We start from the raw sequence: 22837 nt of genomic DNA, 5'->3' as shown, positions 1-22837 counted from the left end.
CCTCCTAAAACTTAAATGCAATTCTTTCAACATTGTCAACAAATGAGTTTTCGATATACTCAACATCTTCATCTTTTAATTTACGTATTTGAAATTTAGCAGCTTCCAGTATTTTATATGCCCTACGATCAATATCAGGATTGTTATGAACAAAATCTAAAATCATAAAAGTTAGTATCTTATTCTTTTGTTGTTTTAGCCCTTTTATATTGCTCACAAATTCCATTATAATATCGTGATAATTGGTGGGATTTGTATTTTTTATTTCATTGAAATATTTCATAATATCATTCATTATTTCCTCCTAATTTTTTTATTTGTAGAACAATTACATTCCGAAACCAGGGTTAGCAGGTGATCTATCAATACACAATATAAAATCCTGAATTGCACTTTCATCATCTACATAATTAATTGACTCTCCATATCGATTACCATCTTGATAAACAAGATATGTTTCTCCCTTGTAAATATCTAGTGATCTTTCTAGAGTATATCCTTTATATTCAAAAATACACTCTGGAATACTGATGTACAGCTCTTGCAAAGTATTTACATATTCCATAGTGATGAATTCGCTGTTACCTATTTTATTATTAACTTGTTTTAACAGTTCAGTTTCGAAATTTTTATGAACAAGTTCCCAAAAAGCAGAGTATACCTTATCACTCATATTTTCGGCTGCTTGCATTCTTTCCAAATCATTAGTAGTTACTGCAATATCGTGATTTCTATTAGATTCGTCAAATCTATAAACTAATGAGTATAATTTCAAGAATATTTCTGTTTCCTTCATTATCTTCTCCTTTTATGTACCACTCATTGGTACATTATTTAATTTTACTGTATACGCCTTCCATAAGTTGGCTATCCTCTACAATGTTTGTTATTAGATAGCTTGAATCGTACTGCTTTACTTTGGCATGGAATAAATATCTATTCTCATTGATTCCATTGCCAGTAAATGATTTATATGTATAAATAACAAATACATCTTGCTCATTAGAATTAGTTAGAGAATATGAAACCTCATAATTTGATGTATTTGATGAATAGGATTCATCTGACTCTTTCGTTTCAGATCGTATTTTTTCTTTGGCTTCATCGCTCATTTCTGGCATAAGGCTTTCAAATAATTCTACGGTTAGAATTTTTCTTATACTTTCAAGTCTATCAAAATATGGAGCGTCACTATTTCCTGATTTCATTATCTCGATATATTTGATTACTGAATCACTGTAACTACTATAATTTTTAAATTCGTTTCCAGTTTTTTTAATTGATTCATAATTGTTACCTGATGTATTTTCTTTTGTCGATTTGTTTTCACTATTACTGTTTCCTCCTGAATTTAACAATGTAGATCCTACAAAAATAACAACTAAAAACAGAATTGCCAGAACAATTTTTTTCAATTACACTCACCTCTTTCTATATCGGTAATCTACCATAGGCATAAAAATGGCTTTGCCAATAAGGAACCTCAACATTCTCATAACCAATTGGATTTCCACAATGGAGCATTCTACCATTACCTACATAGATGCCTATATGTGATACTGGCTCTCCTGCGTCATATGTTCCTGTGAAGAAAATTAAGTCTCCTGGTTTCGCTTCCTCTTTGCTAATCTTTTTACATTGATTATAAATACCTTGTGCTGTTGTTCTTGGCAAATTATATACATTTGCATGTGTATACACCCAACATACAAAACCACTACAATCGAATGATGTCGAAGGAGAACCTCCTCCAAATACATAAGGAAATCCGAGATACTTCTCTCCTTCTTTTATTAGAGCACTGTACTTCTCTTTTCCCATAGGCGCTGAAGCTCCGCCTTCTAAGGAAGAGCTCATATAATATTTCATCACTTTATCAGCATATGGAGGATCACCATATGCACTCCACCCTAATTTATTAGCCATCATGTCAGAAAATTCCTGAGCGTTCTCCAATGTCCATTTGCCTCCATGATTTGCATCTAGCCACTCAACAAATCCATTTCCGAAATTATAGCCACCAAGAGCAACTTTGATTCTTTCATAATCATCTGCATTCTTAACAGATGCTCTTTTTAAGGTGTCTTTAATATTCTTAACACCACATTCTATAGAATATAGAGGATCTGTTATAGCGTTAGGCTTGTTAGGATATTTTGTATTATATGGACATTCCGAAGCTTGCATTGGATCATTACCAGTTCCATTACTTTCAACTTGCATAATGCATAAAATCAAATACACATATTCTTCAACACCTTCATCCTTGGCAACTTTAGTTACATAAGTACGATAAGATTCAACAGACGCGCTTAAAGTGTTATTAGCATCGCTTTTGCTCTTGCTACTACTTGCACCACCAACAATTACCATAATCAATAATAATATTGTTACAATCATCAAGAGAAAAGAGGTTGCAGAGACTTTAATTATCCTCTTCATCGAATGGTTCCCACTCTATTTCACTTTGTTCTTTGTTCTCATCAACCTCATCATCAATTGTATTATTTCCTTCATTTGTTATTACTCTTGATTCTTCTTTCTGAGTAATCTCTTTTTCAACTAAGATTGATTCTTTATTGTTATGTATTTCATCTAAAAGATTTTCCTGTCCACTGTAAGGTTGATTCACTTCTGCTTCTTTGTTCATATCCAAACCATCATTATCGACTTCATAATCAGATTGATCAATCAAATCTTCTTCATATTCACTATCATCAACAATATCATTCTTTTCATCATCAGGATAATACAGAGATACATCATCAACATCTGCGTCTTCTTCAGATAATTTTTCTAAAGATAATTCTTTGTTTAGACTACCAACACTATTATCTTCAAATTCCGAGGATGCGCCTTCTAAATTATTCGCATCATCGTAATCTTCATCGGTCAATGAGTTATTATCATTCTCAGCATGTTGATCACTATCTTCATGTTCTAAACCATCTGGTACGCCATCTTCTTCTGTATCTTCAGTGGCCTTATAATTTAAACCCCTTGTGTCAACATTTTCGTTTGGAAAATCATATTGATCACTTAACGAATTATTTGAGGCATCCGTAGTATCTACATTATCTTCTGCTAAGTTTTCATCATAAACATCATCACTTGGATTATTTGTGTTCTCATTTACAGAACCTGGCTCAGACTCACTTGCTTGATTTTCTTTTTCTTTTTTCTCCTTTTCTGCTTTTCTCTTTTTATCATGTTTTTTCACAATACCTCCAAATGTTTCTCCTGGAGATTGACCAGCAGACATCATTGCAGAAACCACTGCTCCACCGTCTTCTTTTAAAGTAGCCATGATTGTTGATATATTATTTATTGCAAAAACAAGTAAAACGATCAAACCTATATCCACTGCCAACATATAAAAAATATTTTTAGTTGCAACTTCAGCACATAACGATGTAATAAAATATAGTCCAACAGACAGAAGTACGTCTGCAATTACAGTCAAAAAGCACCATAAAAGCCTATCTGTAAACCATTGCCAAGCTTTATTGCTCCTTTTGAGCATCCACCAAATAAGTTGATATACACTCAGTCCCAAAAGTATAACTTTTGCTAACTTTATAACACCCACTGATAATGACATAACAATCAGTACAAAACTAATCGCAATCCTATGAATCAGGGTTATTGCAGATACAAATAATGCTTTGCCGGCCGAACTTGGATCATGCGTTATCGAAGTATTCTTATAATCCTCATATTCCTTTTCTGCATTTTCTTCAGACGGATCATCCAATAATGTTTGAACCCTATCCGATGCTTCTGTAACATCGATACCAAATCGATTTGCTACACCCTCTACCGTCGTAGAACCAAAATTCCGCAATATAAATGGCTGCATTTGTAGAATATCAAATAAGTTAGTTTTGTTAGCAATTTCTGTATTTTCTTCTCCAGTAAAATCAAAAGTCTGAGTCATCAATGTTGTAAGTGGCTTTTCAAATCCCATAACAATATTTCTACCATTCTGACCTATGAATACTATCAAGAACATCGATAATAGTGAACTTATCATCAATTCCATGATTGCTTTCCAATTTGTTAATCTCTTAAAGTTTTTAATCAACTGATACAAAATCCCCATGAGTGTTACTATCAACAATATTTTCATAATCCATGAATTAGGATTGGACCAATCGAATACAATTTTATCTATATTGACAAATATCTTATCAACAACATCTGGTATAAAAGAAGAAGATGCTATGTTATATACCAACATAACTACATATGTTACCATGGTTCCTATAAGTTCTAATAGTTTTGTAATCATATTAAGAATTACCATAGGAATTGTAGATGGATCGAAAATATCGATGCCATCAGTAATTGCAGTCTCTGCGGAGTTGAAGTAATTGCGCACATAGTTTTTTCCTGATTCTTCTTTCGCTGTTTCTTCATCTAAACTCTTAAGCGCATCTGATATAAAGTCAGATGTCTGACATCCATCGCATCCTTCTTCTTCCTCATAAAGTGATGTACCAGTGACTGGTACATATAATGAATTTGCTTTTGCTTTCATTGGTACAATGGCAATTAGAGAAAACAATATTACCAGGAGAAACATCACAATTGATTTACGCTTATTCATAAGGATCATCTCCATTTGTTATCTCACTTTTAACGACTTCTATGTCTTCGTTTTTAAACGTCCTAAATGCCTTTTGAAAAATATCCAATATTTTCATTTTAGTAATGCATTTTCTGTTGTTGTAATCACAATACAAAAAGTTATATTTTTTATTTTCGGATACTCCTTCATTCTTAGTTCTATCCTGCAAAGTCGAGTAAAGTGCTGAATTGTTTTCTAAATCGAAATGCTTCAGTATCAGTTCTATTTCTGCTTTACTCCCCATATTTCCTATAAAGAATTGTCCAGTATTATTTATAATAGAATCAGGAATATCACTCCAATTCTGTAAAATAATCCCCATGTTACATAACTCAGAACGCGCAATCAAGTTATTGTTCACCAATATACTTATTCCTCCAGGTACAGTTGCATATAGTTTTGCTTCATCGAACGTAACCGTCTTAGCAATTCCCTTGTTTTGGCGAATGAACATATTTGTTATATCATTTACTTTTGATAAAACAAGCGCAAATATTTTATGTTCTAGATTGTTATCATCATAAGCATATCCTCTTTCTTTATTACTATTTGATGAATACACCGGCATTCGAGCAAAGGTAACTAAATTATATGGTTTATCAAGATTGAATGCCTTAGATATATCTGTTGTATCATCACCATAAAACAAACGTGCCATCGGATCATTTTTCAAAGACTTAACATTGCTCGCAGTAACAGGATCAATCTCCATTAAATAATCCACTAAATGAGTCATTGCTAATTTTTTTATATTTCCTTTTGCTTTTGCAATACACATCTTTTCATACGCTTCGTCAATCTTCAATAAATCTACTCTTTGATCAGCATTAACAGCTCGTACCAATGACACAATATCATTTTTCGCTACCGATAGCGCATGAACCTGATCATCAGGATTCAAAAGGAATGCATCAAACATGCCTGACATGGAACTTTTATCACCTATGATTAAATGTGATGTAATATCTCCAAATTGATTTAACATTTCAACCAACTTGTATCGATCTCCTTTCGGATCAATATTCAACGTTTTATGTCCATAGAAAATCATCGATAGTAACACAATACTATTAGCAAGTTGCGATTTACCAGAACCTGTTTCTCCTGCAAATATTGAAGTAGTTGAGGATGTCTTAGTCAACCCCTTCATGGGAGCTTCTATATCAATACGGACTGGTAAGTCTGCAGGTACTGTATAAGATAAGATAACACCCTTATCCTCCTCACCGATATACAATCCTCCGAAGAAATTAAAGTGAGAGAAATAGAGAATGTCAGTTAAATTCAAATAGTGATGAAATGCATTTTTAAATGGAAAAAGATTATTAGCAAGTTTCTCTTGTTCACCAATCGCATAGGTCAACTTGATTCCTTTTCCCTCAAACTTCTTTTGTATATTGTCACTTCTCTTAGTCAACATTTCCTCTGAATTTGCTCGAATACGAAACATCATTTGCCAACGTATTTTCGAATCCTCTATAGAAGGATCAACCTCTTCTCCGATTTTGGCCAGTTCCATAGCTTTTTCTGCATCTTTATCTCGACGATCCGATAAATTGGTATAACGTCTTGCACTTTTTCTTAAATCTTCACGTTTCCCTCGCATATTGTTTTTGAATACTTGTGTATGCTCTAAATCAAACTTGATTATAGTATCTACTGGATAGCCATATAATTGTATTTCGTTAACAGCAATATTTGCTTGATGTCCATCCGCCAATCTGTCTTGTTTAAATTTTTCAACAATCAATATACGTGAGTATAACGAATGAAAGGATGGTTGATTCACATACTTATAAGAGTATTCAATATTTGTAGCCTGAGGAGATGTTGAATAATCGTGAATATTTCCTTCAACAGGAATGGCCAAGTAATTATGCAATGCTTGTGTTTCATCTTTTGTAAGGCGAGTAGCTGTTAAGTTTGTATTCAACTTTTTAAATATTTGCTCATCAACGATTTCTGTTAAATCTTTCATTCTCTTATTTAAGGGATCGTTATTTTTCTTCAAGATACCTGAAAGCATCTTTTTCTTTAAAGGATCTCGATTGTCTACAAATGCAAGATAAATATGATATGAATATTTTATTTTTTCTGATAACTGTCTTTTTACATTATTCATATATGATTGCTTTAAGATATCTAACCTATCATCCTTTTGATGAACTTTATACAATTGTTCATAATAATCGATAATGCCTTTTTCATTTATGCGCTTGGGAGTGATAAATATCACTCCTGGCATATTCACAGAGAGAATTTTTTCTTGAAGCAAAGTAATCAATGTTTCTAGTTGTGAATCTGATGCGTATAGACTATTGATAGGTTTTATTTGATAATAATATGTAATGCACTCATTGAATGATACTATGTTCCCATTACCATAAATATAAATTGGATCAACGTACATATCTAAAAATCACCCCTTCTTTCTTTGGGGAAATATAATGTGAATTCCCTTTTGAATCATAAATAACTCTGTATCGTTTTATGCTTGTATAATAAAAACTCATTAGCTTGCTTTTCCCTGTTTCACGATCGATTTCCGTTAAAAACATAACAGCTGTCATTTCGACTATTGCAGTAAGTCCAATTGCAACAACAAATCCAAAATCTCCAAATAGTAAAGATAGAGGATAACCAACAATTAGCAAGCCAAACAAAACGCCACCTAGCATAATAAACACAGTAGACCATCCAGTAATCTCTATTCCAAAATATGGTATAAATAATTTCTGTTTATGTGTTTCAACTGCACTGTAATTGTAAGCTTCTCTCATAAAGCTTACACTGGAAATCCAACAAACCTTAACGCTTTAAGGAGTAAATCAAACCCCCAGACAACCGGTGTGCGTAAAAACGTGATAACTTGATTTGGCTCTAACTGTGCAATAATTATAAATCCTACAAATAAAACTGCAGCCATACCAATTTCATCAAATATAGAAGATATTTTTCCTCCAGTTCTTTTTAATGAATTCATGGCACTTTTTATCAACCACCACATACCTGCTACAAATATGATCATTAAAATTAAATAATAAAATATTTTAAATCCATCTAAATTAGTAAAATCCATTTAATACTCCTCCATTTCTACTATTTTGTTAGAGCTAATTTCAAAAGTAAATTTATAATTTCTTCTTTGAAATAAGACATCTTTTGTTTTGATTAAAACACTTGTACTAATAATGTAGTTCTCTCTGTCTTTTTTCACAATTCCCACAGATTCAAATTCTAGTTGTGTATTTGGATCCAGTGGTTTCAAATCATTGGCATTTTTCATCAATAATTGTGCTTGAGTAAAATCCGTATTATACGTGCTAATAAATAATTTAACTGAATTGGTTAACTCCTCTTTTTCTTGATTTGTACAATCTGATCCAGCGACAGAAGAACTATTTTTTGTATATTCTTTTTTCATAGTTTCTTCCATAGGTTGCACATCTGAGCGAACCATTGAGATAGGTGAATTTACAAGGTATGAGTTTTCAATGTGGATTACTCCAAGTACAACATTTGTAATTATCGATGAACTCTCCTCATTTTTATCAGTAACTGTCATATCTAATTGAGCATAAATCTTCATTTCATTTTGTAGATCCGTAGTCACTTGATATACCTTAACAGAATTTGTAATGACACTTTTCACTTGATTATTAGCATATTCAACTGCCCAATTACCAGTAGTGAATTGCGAGATAAATTTATTGTCCTCTTCTACTTTGGGATATTTAAAATATGTAGAGAGATATTTTTCGGCAAACGCATAATCATTTACGGCTGTAGAATTCAATACTGCCTTCTGTAATGTAAACAATGACTTGAACCCTCCCATTAGTCCTAATATCAAAATGAATGTTAATATAAAACTCTTAGTTTTTCTTCGTCTGTTTTGTGATTTAATATTTCTCTGCAGACGTTTTTCTAATTCATCCTGACTTTCTACACTAAAAGATTCATCTGCATTTATTTCAGCATTCAAATCTGCTTTTTCCTGTTTGTGTAGCTTCTTAAAAAGCATGTTCTAACTCCTTTCTAGATTCCTTAATTGATATTAAGCTTGAATCCTATATGTATACCTAAATCATTGTTCATAACGGAACACGTCCACCTTCTACCACTATTGATACCAGCACTTTCACATTTTGATTGAGCTGAAGTAGCACTTTCGTCATTTTCAAATAACCATATAGTTTGGCCATTATAAGATGGCGATGGTGCATCTACAGAAGGGGGAGAAGGCGTTATATTCGGATTGTTATTGCTTTCTTCATTTACATTGTTTTGATTTCCATTATTGTTATTGAGTGGTTTCTCTTTATCTTTAACAATCAAAGTTAAACTTTTCTCTGTGATATTCTTGCTACTATCTATCACTCTGTATGTAATTAAGTAGCTACCAGGTAAACTGATATCATAATCTTTAGAAATATCGACTTTTAATTTTCCATCAAAACTATCATAAGCTTTTTGTACATAGCTTTTTGCATCGAACGTATCTCCAACTGTTATTGTAACTGTATCCTGCGAAAGAACTAATTCAGGAGGTGTCGGATCTATCACGTTGAGCTCTGTCATGAATTCTTTTTGGTATCCGTCTTTACCAACTGCTATATATAGAAGTTTCTTCTTTCCTGATATCGATGTATCAATCTTAGGATATAAAATTTTCGCAGAGGACGTTGAAGCTATCAAATCAATTGGATCTAAATTTGCACCTGTTTCAACCTTCCTGACTTCTTTGAATGTAATCGATAATTCACTGTTAGGCATCTTCCTGTTGAAATACAAATAGACACCACCACAGATTATAGAGACTAGAATTAAAAAGATTAAATACTGATGTTTTTTCATTATGCCTTTAAATCTTTTCTCTTCTTAATCAAATAGAAAATCATTGGTAGTGAAACAGTAGATAATAAAATCCACCCTTTTAGATCCGTGTTATCCCCTGTACCTCCACTACTAGGAAGCAACTTATCAGGAAATATGATTGTTCTTTGTTTATCAGTACCTGCCACCCATTCATCGTCAATTACAACCTTAATAATGTCCTGAGAAAGTTGATATCCTGCAGGTGCTTTTGTTTCTTTAATATACCAAGTTCCATATCTTAAATTTTTGAAAGTAGCTATACCGTTAGATGTATTAGTCTTCTCTACTTTAAAAGGTTTTGTACATTCTTTATCTGTGTAAATTGTAAACTCAGCAACCTTCAAAACATCTGAGTGATCATAATAATCCACTTTATTCACCTTTATCTCTGACAGGATATATTTGTCAGTCATTTCCAGTGCTTGTATGTCCTTTTTAGTGTTAACAGTGAATTCTATATCATCAGCAAGTAAAAGTCCTTCAGGGGCTTCTAATTCACGTAGTATGTAGCTATTACCTTCGATTAAATTGGATATATTGTGTTCTTTTCCAGTAGAAGTCCACTGATCAACTATTTCTTTTGTTTTTGTGGAAACTACTTGCATCTTCGCACCTGGTAAAGTTTTTCCATCTTCATCAATTTTTAATACTGTTACTTGCTTGTCGATCATTGTGATTGACTGCAGTTCTTTTTTATCATTCGCGATAAACTTAATATCTTTTGCTAAGACGTATCCTTTTGGAGCTTCTACTTCCTGAAGCGTATATTCATGGCCTTCGATTAAATTCGATATATTATGCGCCTTTTCTGTAGATGTCCATTGATCCACAATATCTTTCGTCTTTGTTGAAATCACTCGCATCTTAGCACCTGGTAAAGTTTTACCATCCACATCTTTTTTCTCAACAGATATTTGATTATCAATCATCTTGATTTCTTGTACCTCATTTGTATTTTTAATAGTGAATTTCACTGGTTTAGAAATCACATATCCTTCAGGCGCTTCGTCTTCATATAGAGTATATTCTTTATCAACCAGCAGACCTTCCAATCTTAATGAGTCTTCCTTACTTATCCATTCTTTTACAATATTTTCATCTTCATCGACAAGGCGTAAATGAGCTCCTTTTAATACGGTATTATTTACATCTTGCTTTTGAATATCGATTTTAGACTTTTGATTCGTTAATTCTTCAGTATGTGTATATACTTTTTGAACATCATCTTTCTGTTTCAATTCAAATATATATTCTTTTTTATCCTGGACATATCCATCAAGTGCCTTTGTTTCTTTCCATGTATAAGAACCTAGTGGTAACCCTTCAACTTCAATTTCACCAAGTTCATTTGTCATGTAATATCCATCTTCAGAGATATCCATAGAAACAGGAGAACCTTTTTTATAAACAACAGATCCATCCGCAGGATCAAGAACATCTTCAGCAGCGGTTAAACGATACTGTACACCTAAAAGTGTTTCGTCAGTGTCTTTGTCACTTTTGACTAGCTTTGTTGTACCAGTAGGCTTAGAATCGCTAAATACAACGATTTGTATCGGTTCCCCTTCATCATCCACAATAGAGACATTCGATTCTTTCATAACGAAGTCAATCTTATCTGTATTAAATAAATATCCATCAGGCGCCTTGATTTCTTCGAGGCGATACTTACCTGCAGGAACCTTCAAAGGCAAAGTCACTTTACCTGTTTCATCTGTAGTCCATGTTTCATGTCTTATAAGTCCAACGCGTTGTGATAAGTACTTATCATTATCAACGTCGTATATCTTGAACGATGTTTTTGATAAGGTAACTGTCTTACCAGTCTCTGCATCTTTCTTTTCAAGTTGTAGATAAGATAAGAATTTCTGGTTACTTATTACATATTTAATAGTCGTTTGGTTAGCACTCTCAATTTTCACTTCAAAAGTTTGTTCAAGTATATCTACATTTTCATCACCAACTTTTGTTTGCTGAGCTATGTATGTTCCAAATGCTAATTTTTTTGATATAGCTTCACCATCTTTGTCAGTGGTTAGAACATCATATTCCTGATCTGCAAAATCTACTTTATGTTTATATGCCTCTTTAACAGATCCATATTGATCTACATATTTTTTTAGTACCACTACAAATTCTGCGCCTTTTTCTGGTTTGTTAATTTCGCTTCCATAAGGATCAACCTTAATGACTTTTGTGATTTTGAAATCGCCATCGATTACTTTTTCCTTTACGGTTTGTGCTTTTGTGATTACAGATGTGTTTTGATCTGCATAGGAAAGAGTAACATTATATTCTGTAGGATCTAATGTATAGCCATCACTTGGTGTTTTCTCTTTTAAATAATACTCACCAAGATATAAATTTGATACCGAAGCCAGTGCATCCTTATCTGTTGTAAGTGTAGCTACTACAGAATCCTTTGCATACTTCACACTTCCATCTGCAGGATCTAAGATAGGTGTTCTTGCCTTAAGCTCATATACAGCACCTTCTAAGGTTGCTTCCCCCTGGGGAATAGAACCAGTTACACCATCTTCTTTTTTTATGTTGATTGTGCCAGTAACTCGTTTATTTGAAATTTCTTGAGAATATGTCTTTCCATCTTCACTAATTGTATAGACTAGTTTATCAGAAGTGATAATATATCCATCGGGAGCTGTTTTCTCAAGCAAGTAATACTCACCATACAATAGCAGTCCTGTCTTTGCTGTACCATTGTTATTCGTAGTGATATCTTGAACGTATGTTCCATCACTTTTATAAATAGAGAAAGTGGTATTTGCCTTTACAACTGTTTTCCCTGTATCTTTATCTTTCTTAACAACTTGAATATATCCACGTTTCCAATTGTTGTTAGCAGTAAAGTAAGACGTCTCATTTGGTTTCACCTCAATACTTCTAATAGTACTATCCAAAATAAGATGTCCAGGAACACTCACTTCTTGTACATAATACGTGGCAGGCAGTAACTGATCCACAACAACGATGCCGTTTGTTCCTGTAGTATAAGTTCCTATTGGATCATTCATATCTGCGCTCTTAGATAACTTGAATGAAGTATTAGGTACATTGTTACCTAAGTCGTCTTGTTTAGTGATGCTTAGAGAACCAAATTTGTTCACTTTGACTTTTATATTCATTGCTAGTGGATCTTTTACATATAGCTTTGCAGCATCTTGATATCCTGCTTTTTTATAAACAATACTAGTACCCACACAATCATCAGGAATTTTGTTATATATAACCATTGCATTATCAGGTGCATTTATTGTTCCAGTAATAGTTAATGAATTTCCATTCTTGTTTAATTGTAGTCCTCCATTATTAACTAAATTATATTGTTCGAAAACTCCATTAGTATCAGTGATTGTCTTACTTTCTCCAACATTTAAAGTGATTTCACTAGCATTGAATGATGGTTTATCATTATGATGATTGATTTTATTTTGGATACTTGATTTGTATGAAGCGTAAGAAGAGAAACTTGTAGAAGTTATTCGACCACCTAATGCTTCCCAAATCATAAATTGAGTAGCTAGATAGTCTTCCATAGTATGATTGGATCTTACCCAACCTTCATAGGCAATTATGGATAACTGTTCCTTATCTAAAGGCGAAGGGGTGAAATCATTTCCAGGAGCTAACACATATCCAGGCTGAACACAAAAACCATACTCTCCATCAATCAAAATAGTTGCATAATTTGCATTCCATTCAGAATGACCATCAGGATTACTGACATTAACTGAATAGCCTGTAAATGCTCCTGCAGTGATATTCGGTGACGCTGCCTTTACTTTTGTAGTTGTATTTATGCCAGTACATAATGATAAAACAGTTATGAATACAAGTATAAGCTTTGATGCTTTATTTTTGATTTTCTTAATCATTTGTTTTCCTCCAATAAAAAAGACCAGTTCATGACTGATCTACATAATTAATTTTTAGGCTTTTACATGTTCTAAGAACAATACCTTTTACATGTTTAGGCTTGCGCCTAAAACGACCTCTCTTATAATAATTCACGCTCTTGCTCCTTTCATTTAAAAAGCACCCTTATCCTTTTAGATAAAAGTGCTTGAGTTTATATTAGTAAAAATGAATAGACCAAATATCAGTTCTTGATTCCCCACAACTATCTTCTACAGTCCATGCATGATAACCGTAATACGTCCATGGATCAGGCTGAGTGTAGATATAGTCCCACGCCCAATCTTCTGCTTCTTTCATCGAATTGAACCACATCCCAGAGTTGCCTAATCCTTGATATGTTCCATTAGGTGTACATACATTAGGTGTCGAAGGTTGTTGTGGTTGTGAAGGTGCTTGTGTCTTGTCGCCACCTGTGTTTGAATTAGATCCATTTGATGGTGCTTGAGCATTGTTGCCTGGTGTAGTTCCTTCTGCGTTATTTGTTGTATTGTTGTTAGCAGTTTCTTCTGCAGGTTCTTCCACAACTTCTTTCGCAATTACTTTTATAGTTGCTTTCTTTGTATCTTTATTTTTATACTCATCAGCTGCAGTAACTTGGATTTCATAAGAACCTTCTTTCGTTATATCCAATTTGTCTTTGTTTATTGAAATTGATACCTGAGATAGATCTTCAGCTTTAAAGTATCCTTCTAGTTTAACCTCTGATCCAACTTCGATTGAAATTTCATCTTTAAAATCAATGAACTTAGGTGCAGTAGTATCTTTAACTTCGACTATGAAGTCTTGTTTGTTGTCCTGGTACTTCACAGATCCACTATATCTGCCAACAGGCAAATAGTCTTTGTCCTTTGCTTTCAATGTTTCTGATTTGTTATCCACTGAATAATACTTGCTTTCTTTAAAAGATACCTTCGATTCTTTCAATACATCCTTATCTGTATCTTTCGCTAGATATGTTGATGCCTTGGTGTTGATCTGTTCACCAAGCTCTACATTAAATGTTTCTTTTTGTAGTTTGATTGATGCTGATCCACATGCAGTTAAGCATGATGTGAATACCATAATCATTGATAATAGTTTTTTAGCTTTCATTTTCTTCACCCTCGTCAGTACCAGTCACTGGTACATCTTCCTCAATTCTGATTGAATTGATAATTGAAACAATTTTCCCCAATTTCTCATCACTTAATCGCTTATTTTCTCCTGCTTTGAAAACATTAAAATTAGAAGAGTCAACTCCCGCTTGCCTACATATTTCTCTCATATTCAAATATTTTGAATAATCCTTCAGTTGTTTCCTGATATACTCTTTATCCATGTCAGCCTCTTTCTATTTCCATATTACACCCATTTGTTTGTATTGTCAATCTTTTACAGAAAAAGGTCAAGTTCCACATATATATCTGTGAAACTGACCTTTTTGACATTTACCACTATATCAATTTTAACACATTTTTGTGTCATGTAAAGGCCCAATTTTTATTCAAATTATACGCATTAAAAGTGTCAAAAAATATTCACAAAAAGCTCCCTCAAAGTGTCAAAAATAATTCAAAAATATTCACAATGTATATTTAGCATGCTATAATCATTTTATCAAAGGGGGATAGGAAAAGAAAATGAACCAGATAAAGCATCTAGATTTTATAATAGTAGGTATTCTTGAAATACTAGCTATTGTATATGTTATCGTAAGAGTAAGATTTCGTTGCAAAAAATGCAAAAAATACTCAGCCTTTCGATATAAGGATAGAAAAGTAATTGATAAAAATAGCACATCTATAAGAACTAAAATAAATACTCGCAATAATAAAGGAGAAATCATTTCTACATCTGAACAATATATTCCTGGTACTAGATTTACATATCAAAAAACAGCTAAATGCAAGTATTGTTCTTATTGCAAACATAAGAAATATACCAAAGAATATAAAGATTAACACCTGCTTTTAATTTGCTATCAAATTAGCATTTTTTTTAAACATTTAGGTATAGAAAACCATAGACAATAAATAAAATGCTTTGTGTAATTGGAATTATTATCCACGCTAATTTAAGCTGATTGACGAACCTCATCATTATGGGTTTGTTTTTTTATATATGTGGAATAAAGAAAAACCTATTAAACTAGATATTATTAAGCAAATTAAATTAAACTCTATCGCTATACGCTGCTCATTCTCCAGTATAATCAAGAAACTAATTCCTTGTACAATAAAGATTGCAATTATAACACTTCAAACTGTCTTGATACTTAAACATATTATTTAATAATTTTTTTTCATTTACTCCTCTTTCTTAAGTTCTCGTGATTCATACATTACTTCAATACCAAGAGCAATTGAAAAATTAAAGTAGGCATTATTTAGTTTTCTTTGAAGTGAAGATCTACTTATTAAAAGAATTTTATCAAGCTCTGTCCTTCTATGGTTTTTGACATATAACAAATATAGAATATTAGCTTCTTCTTTAGATAACTTGTTGATTGCTTTATAAATGTTAGCAATATGTTGATTTTTCTCATCGTTATCATTTATCATTCTAATCATTCTATGATCGTAATTTAGATAGCTGATCGTTTTCATCATTTCTTCAAAGCTAGTTGATGAAACTACATAGTTTTGACCTTGAAGTTTTATAAGATCGCTAAATTCACCAAGTTCTTTTTTTGCTCTTCGTATACACTCTTTTCTATCTAATGCATCCTGATAACTCAAAGCATCCACCCTCTTTCTCTGTTTGTTCAATCATTCTTACTATTTCAATAACTCTTTTCTCATTCACTGAAATATTACTGTTGTAAATAGCATCCATAACTATAAAATCATCAACATTTATTCTTGTAACTTGCTCATAAATAAAGTTCATTCTAGTTTCATAGCATTCTCCTGGTATACCATTAAGACGATCATTAATTATTTCTGCAATACATTTTATTTGCTCTCGAAGTTCTTCTTTTCCCATACTTCCTCCTTCTCTATTATTCGTTTTCTTTTAATGTACAAGTGACTGGTACATTTTTAGTCAAATCCCCTTTTACTAATTCATCGATTGTTACATCTAATACGTTCGATAATTTTATTAATATAGATAAAGTAGGATTCCTTCGAATGCCTTTTTCAATCTCACATAAAGTTGCTTCACTAATTCCAGATAAGTTAGATAATTCTTTTTTGCTCAAGCAGAGTTTACATCTCAAAAACTTCACATTTTTATTAAACTTTATAATAGTCATATAGTTGGCTCCTTTTTGTGTTATGATTCTACATATAGAATTATATTTAGTGTCTGCCATAGAAGTCGGCAGAATATCTAGATTGATGTCATCTCCTGTACGAAAGGAGATGATGTTTATGGAACTTTTTGTTTTCGTAAATATAATCTTATCAATAATTAAAACCCTTTTAGATATATATAAAATATATAAATCTAGAACTAAATAATTTTTGTTAAGTATCAATCCGAAATCATAGCACTCATACTCTCAAGAGATGATGCTATGATGATCCTCTGTCGACTTCTATGGCAGAATTTTTTTATTTGTACCAGTAACTGGTACATTTTTATATAGTGTTAAATTATCTTTTGCTTATAAGGGTTTAATAGCCCCATATTCCTTTTTTATCTAATTTTGCTTGCGTTTGTACTGCTTGAATTTGCTCAGTATATTTATAGTCTCCATATAAATATTTCACTTCAGCAAAGCCTTCAGCAACAAGCGATTGCTGAAGAAGAACACCATCCACCCACACCCATGCGAGTGTACGATCATATTTATCCTTCTCATTATCATCTTCAAATTCCAACTTTATCTCTTTCGCATTAGTTAGAGCATCGCATGTATAGTTAGAAGCTTCTTTTCCAAATGTCTGAACTTCAGTTCCAGGTTTGACAGTTTCAGGTGTATCAATTGCAAGAAAGCGTACAATGGTTTCTTTCCCTTCTATATGCAATCTTGCTGTATCTCCATCAACACATTTCGCTAGTGATACATCACTATTAGATGATAAAGGTATGATAGATTTTGCTTGTGAATAAGCAAATGTTATAATTCCAATCACCAACGCTATTACCACACTAAAACGTTTCTTACTATATCTTTTTCTTGTCATTGCTTTTTTCTCCTATTCATACTTGACCTTTACAGATTCAATAATTTTTTTAGTTCCTGGAATTTTTCGATAAATTCCTGTAGAGTAGAATACTCTTCACGAAATTCTACTTCATTCATCCTTTGCTTTAGAAGATTTAATTCTTGATCAATCAAAGTAAAGCTTTGCGTAATAGTGTGCGTATGAATCTTATTAGTTTCTAAGTTTTCAATTTGTTTGTTATGATTGATTGTACTAGAACCTTTGTTTATTGAATTACTCTCATCGAATATCTCTTCTTCATCGTAGTTTATGGATGCCAATATATCATCACTGCTAGCGAAAGGATCACTAGATGTATCTTCTTCGACTTCTTTTTTATACTCTTTTATAGTCCTTAAATCTACACAATCCTTTCTTTCAACAAACATAAGTTGTTCTTCTTCATTAAGGGAAGATAGTTCTGCAGCTGTTGAAATAGGCATCCCTTCTGCAATCTTTTCTCTTACTTTAGGAATTGCATTGTTAAGTATTTTTTCATAATTACCAACTTGTGATTTTTTTAATCCGATATCCTTCGCAATGAGATTTTGAATTCGTCCTGGTATCTTTTCGCCATTCTCTTTTTTTAGACGGTAAATCTCTCTCAGTTCTTCGATGGTATCCAATTTTTCAGCTTCTGTTAGTGGATCTGCATTGTAATTGTTCAGTATCAATCTTCTACGAGCATCGATATCATCCATTGTCGTCACCTTGCATGGGATATATTCATATGTCATATCTCCATTTTTTATATTGTATAGAATTGCATTATATCGACGATGTCCTGCAACAAGTTCATATTCATATGTTGGATCTTCGATTTTTCGCACTACAAGATTATCATCCAGTCCATCCTCGGCAATATCTTCAGCAAGTTCTTGAATATGTCTTAAACCACGATTCTTACTGGCTTCTTTAATCTTTTGATAATGAATATTAGCAATTTCGTTTTTGAACCCAAGAGCACCCACATCTTTATTCATAAATTCTCTTAATATACTTTTTGCCATTTATAGCACCTCCAGTAATTCTTTAGCTAAGTTTTCATAATCAATTGTTACTTTGGATTTCTTATATTTCTTTGACAATGGTATTCTATTTTTCCTTGCCCTGTTAACAGGAATTAGATTATATCGTATGAATGTTTGAAATGATACTTTTCCAAATACAGCTAGTAGTTCCTGCATATCTTTCTGCATTTCTTTAGTAGCATCAATCTTAGTGTATAAGATTTTAAAATTTATCTCATTGGAACATAGCTCTTTGATTTCATTTACAGTTGTAATCATACCCTTAAGTGAATCTTCTCCGACTTCGGTGGGTATAACTATAAGATCATGTGTCATAACTATTTCAGCAGTTAACTTATTAAAATATGGCGAAGTATCTATAATGATGTAATCATACATACTTCGTATAGACTCTATTTGACTCTTAATTATCATATCTTTCACTTCTTCGCTCGCTAGATAATCATTGCCAGGTATGATATCCAAGTTTCTATATCTTGTATTATAAATACATTTACTCACTCTCTCATTTTTCAATAATCCTATGACGGTTTTTTTATACTGTCTTGTGGATAATCCATCTGTGGTATTTCTTTGTGGTTCAAAATCTACCAATAGTACTCTTTGTTCCATTAAAGTTAAATCATATGCCAAATTCTTTGCAGTAGTTGATTTACCACATCCACCTTTTCGATTCATGATTACAATAATTTTCGCTTTCTTATTCTCGTTCATTTTCTCTTTCCTCTTCACTTTCAAATCTTGACAAGTATGTAATTAGCATCTCTCGGATACTTTGATCGCGTATCATTCTTTGATTCTTGTTTTTTCCGTTGAATAGAGTTGCAGAAATCACTAAAGTTACCTGCAAAAGATCCTATGGATATTTCAAGCTTAACTCTTAGTCCATGTGATGCAAGTATCCTAATTATTTCTTTTTCTCCATACTCCTTGATGCAGCTATATGGAATCAAAACATTCTCAGTTTTATTTTTAAGTTGATCTAGAATATAAAGTGGCATTCTAGTTCCTGGAATATAATTATTCATTGACCTGCTTCCTTTCTGATTAAATCCAAAAATTGCATCTTAAACTTACTATCTTGTTTTTTTGAATTCTTTATTACGCTTTTTTCAACCACGTCATACTTTTCTTCAATCATTTCTACAAATTCATTTAATTCAACTTCTTTGATAAAATCTACTTTCACTCTTAACATTTTTCGTTCTCTTTCCTTTCCCAAAATCAACACTATGTTAATTTCAACGTTTAATATCAACACTATGTTAACTTTATTTCTTTTCAACCATTAAAGATTCCCTTTCTAAAGCATCGTTTTTAGCTTTTCTAATGCCTCAGAATTTGAATGATAATATCCTGATGCTTCCCAACTATCTAAAATCATTTTTACTGTTTCATTCCAAGATGCAGTCTTATCAATATAAATCTCATGTGTGATTTGAATTTCATATAGCATACACTCAATCAAATCAGACGCACCTTTTAAATCACTTACCGTTATCTCATCATAATCTACAAGTGTATATAGGAATTCTTTCTCTTCATATAAATAGACTGCAATATGCTTACCATCAACTCTTGTGTATGCCATGACAAGTAAACTCATTCCATTTTGATCCACAACAGGTATATATCTGTCTTTATCAAAAATCGGATCATCTCCAATAAAAGTACCATCATCGAATTTAACTTCATTTTCATCAGCATAGATAATTTTGATTCTAGTTGCAGTGTAAAGATCAAAAATTGTATAGCCTGACATTCTGTGTAAATCATTAAATTCTAGAAATCCCTTCATTTCTGTTTTTCCTTTCTATAGGTTCTATTGGAATACCACTAGCAATCAGATCTTTCCTAGTTTGAATAATTTGATCCATAAGTCGGTCTCTTTTTTCTTCAACCTTGTCATATTCTTCTACCGGACACATATTAGGTAGAGTAATATATTCCGTTGTAAGACGTAAATAGTTAAGTATTAAATTTTCTTGTGTTGTCATAAAATGACCTCCTCCTTAAGCATACTAATTTTATTAAAAGTGATTTGTCATAAGCCACACTATTCCTTCTTTCTTTTCTTCGGTTAAAGAAGTTTTTCGAAATATTCATGACTTTCATATCGTATAGCATCGCCATCCCACATTGGACCTACCCATCCTACAAATCGAGGGCATCCAACAAGTTCTTCTCTTATACCAAAGTATCCTCCCTGCACAGGTTCACATACTCCACATTCAACAAATTTATTTTTATCAACCTCATGAACATTTTCAAATTCTAAAACTTCTTGATGCCCATTAACTTGATAATAGAATCTAGCTGCTATAACTCTTTCATCTCTAATATCATTTAAATAATCAACAATATAATTCGTTATTGACGTTTCAAGCTCATTTTTCAATGATGTGATAATCTCTCCATGAAATAAATTTCTAGCTATTTTATCTTCAATCTCACTTACATAATAAGAGCCTGCGATTATATTTAAAGATGTCTGTCCTGTAATCTCTTTTACTTTATAATCAACATCTAAACAACCACATATATCAAATGTTATACGTTCTGCTTCCATTCGTGTTTCTTTATAATTCATCATATTCTCCTAAGGGGATTACCCTTGTAGTAAAGAGAAAAAGCATTTACAAAAATTAAATCTAAACTGCTTTTTCTTTTTTTTAATGCTAAGCACTGTCGTGCTTGACATATCGTGCATAGATGCTACTTTTTTTGCAACGCTCCATTATTGCCTTTAAATTGCTTCCTCATACAGGGCTATTTTAGGGCATTCTAAGCGTTGTTTTTAGCTATCTATTCTAGCAATACCTCGCTGCTTAACATCCATTCCTTGTAAGCATTCAAGTCATCATATCGTATCGATTGAACAATATTGATATCTTCCAAATTTAACTTCAATTCTTTCATTGCTTCTTTAAGTTTCTTTACAAATTTACTAGCATGCATTTTGATGTATGCTAGATCTCTTGTGACAGTACTCTTATCAATTGTCAGTATCTGGGCAATCAGAACATTACGCTTACCTTCATTTTTAAGTTTGGCTACCATAGTTCGCCTTTTTAAAATCTTCTGTTGCTTCTCTGTGATATTAAGTAGTTTAATAATCCTTTTTTTCTTCAATCGGTCTGAGTCTTTAAGAGATTTGCGTCTAAGTACATGTAACTGTTTTTGTTCTTCTTCAGTTATATTGAGTCTGTATATCATTCTCTGAATTGTACAACACTTATGTAATCCTCTAGGAGCGCAATTTTGTTCAATTTCTTTTATTGTAAGAGGCATCCTAAACGTATCATTGAGCTCATGCGCTACTCTTAACTCATCTTCAAGTGAACTCCCCTTCCACTGCATTCTCCTTCTTGCCATAAATATTATCAGTTCACGATATCCATCTTTTACATTTCTCTTGTTCCTAAGTTCTATCAGCTTTTTTAGATCCATTAGGATTGCACTTGTCAGTTCATTACGAAATGCATATCTTCTTTCAAGTTCTTCTTCACTCCAAACAGTCTTTATTGTTCTTTTTTTCTTTTGATCCTTTTTATACTTAACTACTTCAGTACGAGAATACTTAAACATAGGAAAGAAATCTTTCATCTGATAATTGGTATCATTAAACTCTAGAACTTCAACTGGGCGTAATGATTTTGTGTTTAAGGTGCCAGGTATTCTCATAATCTGTGTAACATTCATTGCATTTTGATCAAGTCCATATTCTTTTAGCTTTCCATAAAAGCTTTTATAAATGGAATTATATGTATTAAGCATGGATTTACATGCATGTTTGAATGTGTAAATAACATAAAGTCCTCTTCCAGAATCAATTACTGCAGTTGGCAATAAATCTAACTTATCTTTAATATGGAGTTCGTACATTTCGATTGGAGTAAGATCTTCATACTTTTTTAATTTATAGTAATCAAAATCCAACAAGAAGCCATTTAGATGCCACAATCTAGAAGTCTGCTTCTTTTTCCTTCTAAATGAATTTATACTGAAGTATGTATCTTCAACTTCAAAATCCTGTAGATCCTTGGCCATATGCACGAATTCTTCGATATTGTACATTCGATCAAAAAACTTTCTATCTCTATACTTTAATTCAGGTATTGTATCTGACCAGTCGCGAGTAATAGCAATATGGCTCTTACTTCCTGCATCTTCATGTATCTTTTGAACAAGTTGCAGATTGAGATCCATTTACCTCACCTCTCTCTTTA

The 22837-nt window shown here is 32.3% G+C and carries 26 protein-coding genes; 1 reads left to right on the top strand and 25 read right to left on the bottom strand.

Going from position 1 to position 22837, the window contains the following annotated elements; genetic code table 11:
* Positions 1 to 4: 4 nt before the first annotated feature.
* The 13 genes from ACWG0P_RS10960 to ACWG0P_RS10900 form a co-directional block, all read right to left on the bottom strand.
* Complete coding sequence (locus ACWG0P_RS10960; RefSeq protein ID WP_455801759.1) at positions 5 to 295, bottom strand: hypothetical protein; 291 nt, start codon at positions 293 to 295, stop codon at positions 5 to 7.
* 33 nt (positions 296 to 328) lie between these two features.
* Positions 329 to 796, bottom strand: a complete 468-nt coding sequence (locus ACWG0P_RS10955) for a hypothetical protein (protein ID WP_455801758.1) — start codon at positions 794 to 796, stop codon at positions 329 to 331.
* A 34-nt stretch (positions 797 to 830) separates the two neighbouring features.
* Entirely contained in the window at positions 831 to 1415 is a 585-nt protein-coding gene (locus tag ACWG0P_RS10950; protein ID WP_455801757.1) for a hypothetical protein, read from the bottom strand.
* A 16-nt stretch (positions 1416 to 1431) separates the two neighbouring features.
* Complete coding sequence (locus ACWG0P_RS10945; RefSeq protein WP_455801756.1) at positions 1432 to 2400, bottom strand: bifunctional lytic transglycosylase/C40 family peptidase; 969 nt, start codon at positions 2398 to 2400, stop codon at positions 1432 to 1434.
* Positions 2401 to 2425: 25 nt separating this feature from the next.
* Complete coding sequence (locus ACWG0P_RS10940; RefSeq protein ID WP_455801755.1) at positions 2426 to 4609, bottom strand: hypothetical protein; 2184 nt, start codon at positions 4607 to 4609, stop codon at positions 2426 to 2428.
* A complete protein-coding gene (locus ACWG0P_RS10935) occupies positions 4602 to 7040 on the bottom strand; it encodes an ATP-binding protein (protein ID WP_455801754.1) in 2439 nt (812 codons plus the stop codon). Before ACWG0P_RS10935 ends, ACWG0P_RS10940 begins: the two co-directional genes overlap by 8 nt.
* Positions 7030 to 7410 carry a hypothetical protein gene (locus ACWG0P_RS10930; RefSeq protein WP_455801753.1) on the bottom strand — a complete coding sequence of 127 codons (381 nt, stop codon included), beginning with the start codon at positions 7408 to 7410 and terminating at the stop codon, positions 7030 to 7032. Before ACWG0P_RS10930 ends, ACWG0P_RS10935 begins: the two co-directional genes overlap by 11 nt.
* Positions 7411 to 7415: 5 nt before the next feature.
* Positions 7416 to 7709, bottom strand: coding sequence for a hypothetical protein (locus ACWG0P_RS10925; RefSeq protein WP_455801752.1), 294 nt, complete (start codon positions 7707 to 7709; stop codon positions 7416 to 7418).
* Positions 7710 to 8654: a hypothetical protein gene (locus ACWG0P_RS10920; RefSeq protein WP_455801751.1), complete on the bottom strand. Its 945-nt coding sequence runs from the start codon at positions 8652 to 8654 to the stop codon at positions 7710 to 7712. It lies immediately after the preceding gene.
* Between the two features lie 23 nt (positions 8655 to 8677).
* The gene (locus tag ACWG0P_RS10915; RefSeq protein WP_455801750.1) at positions 8678 to 9487 is read right to left on the bottom strand and encodes an immunoglobulin-like domain-containing protein; all 810 of its coding nucleotides are present in this window, start codon (positions 9485 to 9487) and stop codon (positions 8678 to 8680) included.
* Positions 9487 to 13401 (bottom strand): SpaA isopeptide-forming pilin-related protein, encoded by a 3915-nt coding sequence (locus ACWG0P_RS10910; RefSeq protein ID WP_455801749.1) that lies wholly within the window; start codon positions 13399 to 13401, stop codon positions 9487 to 9489. The genes ACWG0P_RS10915 and ACWG0P_RS10910 overlap by 1 nt, the downstream gene beginning before the upstream one ends.
* A 199-nt stretch (positions 13402 to 13600) precedes the next feature.
* Complete coding sequence (locus tag ACWG0P_RS10905; RefSeq protein WP_455801748.1) at positions 13601 to 14536, bottom strand: hypothetical protein; 936 nt, start codon at positions 14534 to 14536, stop codon at positions 13601 to 13603.
* Positions 14526 to 14762, bottom strand: coding sequence for a hypothetical protein (locus ACWG0P_RS10900; RefSeq protein WP_455801747.1), 237 nt, complete (start codon positions 14760 to 14762; stop codon positions 14526 to 14528). Before ACWG0P_RS10900 ends, ACWG0P_RS10905 begins: the two co-directional genes overlap by 11 nt.
* A gap of 301 nt (positions 14763 to 15063) precedes the next feature.
* On the opposite strand from ACWG0P_RS10900, the gene ACWG0P_RS10895 reads away from it, so the two are divergent.
* Positions 15064 to 15384, top strand: a complete 321-nt coding sequence (locus ACWG0P_RS10895; RefSeq protein ID WP_455801746.1) for a hypothetical protein — start codon at positions 15064 to 15066, stop codon at positions 15382 to 15384.
* A 345-nt stretch (positions 15385 to 15729) separates the two neighbouring features.
* On the opposite strand, the gene ACWG0P_RS10890 is transcribed toward ACWG0P_RS10895, so the two are convergent.
* From ACWG0P_RS10890 to ACWG0P_RS10835, 12 genes are all read right to left on the bottom strand, one after another.
* The gene (locus tag ACWG0P_RS10890) at positions 15730 to 16161 is read right to left on the bottom strand and encodes a hypothetical protein (protein WP_455801745.1); all 432 of its coding nucleotides are present in this window, start codon (positions 16159 to 16161) and stop codon (positions 15730 to 15732) included.
* The gene (locus tag ACWG0P_RS10885; protein ID WP_455801744.1) at positions 16136 to 16408 is read right to left on the bottom strand and encodes a hypothetical protein; all 273 of its coding nucleotides are present in this window, start codon (positions 16406 to 16408) and stop codon (positions 16136 to 16138) included. Before ACWG0P_RS10885 ends, ACWG0P_RS10890 begins: the two co-directional genes overlap by 26 nt.
* A gap of 16 nt (positions 16409 to 16424) precedes the next feature.
* Positions 16425 to 16739, bottom strand: coding sequence for a helix-turn-helix domain-containing protein (locus ACWG0P_RS10880; protein WP_455801743.1), 315 nt, complete (start codon positions 16737 to 16739; stop codon positions 16425 to 16427).
* A 304-nt stretch (positions 16740 to 17043) separates the two neighbouring features.
* Positions 17044 to 17556: a thermonuclease family protein gene (locus ACWG0P_RS10875; RefSeq protein ID WP_455801742.1), complete on the bottom strand. Its 513-nt coding sequence runs from the start codon at positions 17554 to 17556 to the stop codon at positions 17044 to 17046.
* Between the two features lie 29 nt (positions 17557 to 17585).
* A complete protein-coding gene (locus ACWG0P_RS10870) occupies positions 17586 to 18587 on the bottom strand; it encodes a ParB/RepB/Spo0J family partition protein (protein ID WP_455801741.1) in 1002 nt (333 codons plus the stop codon).
* Positions 18588 to 19322 (bottom strand): ParA family protein, encoded by a 735-nt coding sequence (locus ACWG0P_RS10865; protein ID WP_455801740.1) that lies wholly within the window; start codon positions 19320 to 19322, stop codon positions 18588 to 18590. It lies immediately after the preceding gene.
* A gap of 20 nt (positions 19323 to 19342) precedes the next feature.
* Positions 19343 to 19636 carry a hypothetical protein gene (locus ACWG0P_RS10860; RefSeq protein WP_455801739.1) on the bottom strand — a complete coding sequence of 98 codons (294 nt, stop codon included), beginning with the start codon at positions 19634 to 19636 and terminating at the stop codon, positions 19343 to 19345.
* Entirely contained in the window at positions 19633 to 19806 is a 174-nt protein-coding gene (locus tag ACWG0P_RS10855) for a hypothetical protein (protein WP_455801738.1), read from the bottom strand. The genes ACWG0P_RS10860 and ACWG0P_RS10855 overlap by 4 nt, the downstream gene beginning before the upstream one ends.
* A 105-nt stretch (positions 19807 to 19911) precedes the next feature.
* Entirely contained in the window at positions 19912 to 20370 is a 459-nt protein-coding gene (locus ACWG0P_RS10850) for a hypothetical protein (protein WP_455801737.1), read from the bottom strand.
* A gap of 13 nt (positions 20371 to 20383) precedes the next feature.
* Positions 20384 to 20605, bottom strand: coding sequence for a hypothetical protein (locus ACWG0P_RS10845; protein ID WP_455801736.1), 222 nt, complete (start codon positions 20603 to 20605; stop codon positions 20384 to 20386).
* An 83-nt stretch (positions 20606 to 20688) separates the two neighbouring features.
* Positions 20689 to 21198, bottom strand: coding sequence for a hypothetical protein (locus ACWG0P_RS10840; protein ID WP_455801735.1), 510 nt, complete (start codon positions 21196 to 21198; stop codon positions 20689 to 20691).
* A 215-nt stretch (positions 21199 to 21413) separates the two neighbouring features.
* A complete protein-coding gene (locus tag ACWG0P_RS10835; RefSeq protein WP_455801734.1) occupies positions 21414 to 22817 on the bottom strand; it encodes a hypothetical protein in 1404 nt (467 codons plus the stop codon).
* Positions 22818 to 22837 lie beyond the last annotated feature (20 nt).

Source organism: Amedibacillus sp. YH-ame6, assembly GCF_053848845.1.
This window is presented reverse-complemented; position numbering and strand designations above follow the sequence as displayed.

Bases quoted from the DNA above. Each gene is read 5' to 3' on its own strand.
- ACWG0P_RS10910 (WP_455801749.1), bottom strand. From the start codon at position 13,401: ATGATTAAGAAAATCAAAAATAAAGCATCAAAGCTTATACTTGTATTC.
- ACWG0P_RS10850 (WP_455801737.1), bottom strand. From the start codon at position 20,370: ATGTCAGGCTATACAATTTTTGATCTTTACACTGCAACTAGAATCAAA.
- ACWG0P_RS10930 (WP_455801753.1), bottom strand. From the start codon at position 7,410: ATGAGAGAAGCTTACAATTACAGTGCAGTTGAAACACATAAACAGAAA.
- ACWG0P_RS10895 (WP_455801746.1), top strand. From the start codon at position 15,064: ATGAACCAGATAAAGCATCTAGATTTTATAATAGTAGGTATTCTTGAA.
- ACWG0P_RS10900 (WP_455801747.1), bottom strand. From the start codon at position 14,762: ATGGATAAAGAGTATATCAGGAAACAACTGAAGGATTATTCAAAATAT.
- ACWG0P_RS10855 (WP_455801738.1), bottom strand. From the start codon at position 19,806: ATGTTAAGAGTGAAAGTAGATTTTATCAAAGAAGTTGAATTAAATGAA.
- ACWG0P_RS10915 (WP_455801750.1), bottom strand. From the start codon at position 9,487: ATGAAAAAACATCAGTATTTAATCTTTTTAATTCTAGTCTCTATAATC.
- ACWG0P_RS10940 (WP_455801755.1), bottom strand. From the start codon at position 4,609: ATGAATAAGCGTAAATCAATTGTGATGTTTCTCCTGGTAATATTGTTT.
- ACWG0P_RS10865 (WP_455801740.1), bottom strand. From the start codon at position 19,322: ATGAACGAGAATAAGAAAGCGAAAATTATTGTAATCATGAATCGAAAA.
- ACWG0P_RS10935 (WP_455801754.1), bottom strand. From the start codon at position 7,040: ATGTACGTTGATCCAATTTATATTTATGGTAATGGGAACATAGTATCA.
- ACWG0P_RS10835 (WP_455801734.1), bottom strand. From the start codon at position 22,817: ATGGATCTCAATCTGCAACTTGTTCAAAAGATACATGAAGATGCAGGA.
- ACWG0P_RS10870 (WP_455801741.1), bottom strand. From the start codon at position 18,587: ATGGCAAAAAGTATATTAAGAGAATTTATGAATAAAGATGTGGGTGCT.
- ACWG0P_RS10960 (WP_455801759.1), bottom strand. From the start codon at position 295: ATGAATGATATTATGAAATATTTCAATGAAATAAAAAATACAAATCCC.
- ACWG0P_RS10845 (WP_455801736.1), bottom strand. From the start codon at position 20,605: ATGACAACACAAGAAAATTTAATACTTAACTATTTACGTCTTACAACG.
- ACWG0P_RS10875 (WP_455801742.1), bottom strand. From the start codon at position 17,556: ATGACAAGAAAAAGATATAGTAAGAAACGTTTTAGTGTGGTAATAGCG.
- ACWG0P_RS10945 (WP_455801756.1), bottom strand. From the start codon at position 2,400: ATGATTGTAACAATATTATTATTGATTATGGTAATTGTTGGTGGTGCA.
- ACWG0P_RS10955 (WP_455801758.1), bottom strand. From the start codon at position 796: ATGAAGGAAACAGAAATATTCTTGAAATTATACTCATTAGTTTATAGA.
- ACWG0P_RS10925 (WP_455801752.1), bottom strand. From the start codon at position 7,709: ATGGATTTTACTAATTTAGATGGATTTAAAATATTTTATTATTTAATT.
- ACWG0P_RS10905 (WP_455801748.1), bottom strand. From the start codon at position 14,536: ATGAAAGCTAAAAAACTATTATCAATGATTATGGTATTCACATCATGC.
- ACWG0P_RS10840 (WP_455801735.1), bottom strand. From the start codon at position 21,198: ATGAATTATAAAGAAACACGAATGGAAGCAGAACGTATAACATTTGAT.
- ACWG0P_RS10860 (WP_455801739.1), bottom strand. From the start codon at position 19,636: ATGAATAATTATATTCCAGGAACTAGAATGCCACTTTATATTCTAGAT.
- ACWG0P_RS10880 (WP_455801743.1), bottom strand. From the start codon at position 16,739: ATGGCAGACACTAAATATAATTCTATATGTAGAATCATAACACAAAAA.
- ACWG0P_RS10920 (WP_455801751.1), bottom strand. From the start codon at position 8,654: ATGCTTTTTAAGAAGCTACACAAACAGGAAAAAGCAGATTTGAATGCT.
- ACWG0P_RS10885 (WP_455801744.1), bottom strand. From the start codon at position 16,408: ATGGGAAAAGAAGAACTTCGAGAGCAAATAAAATGTATTGCAGAAATA.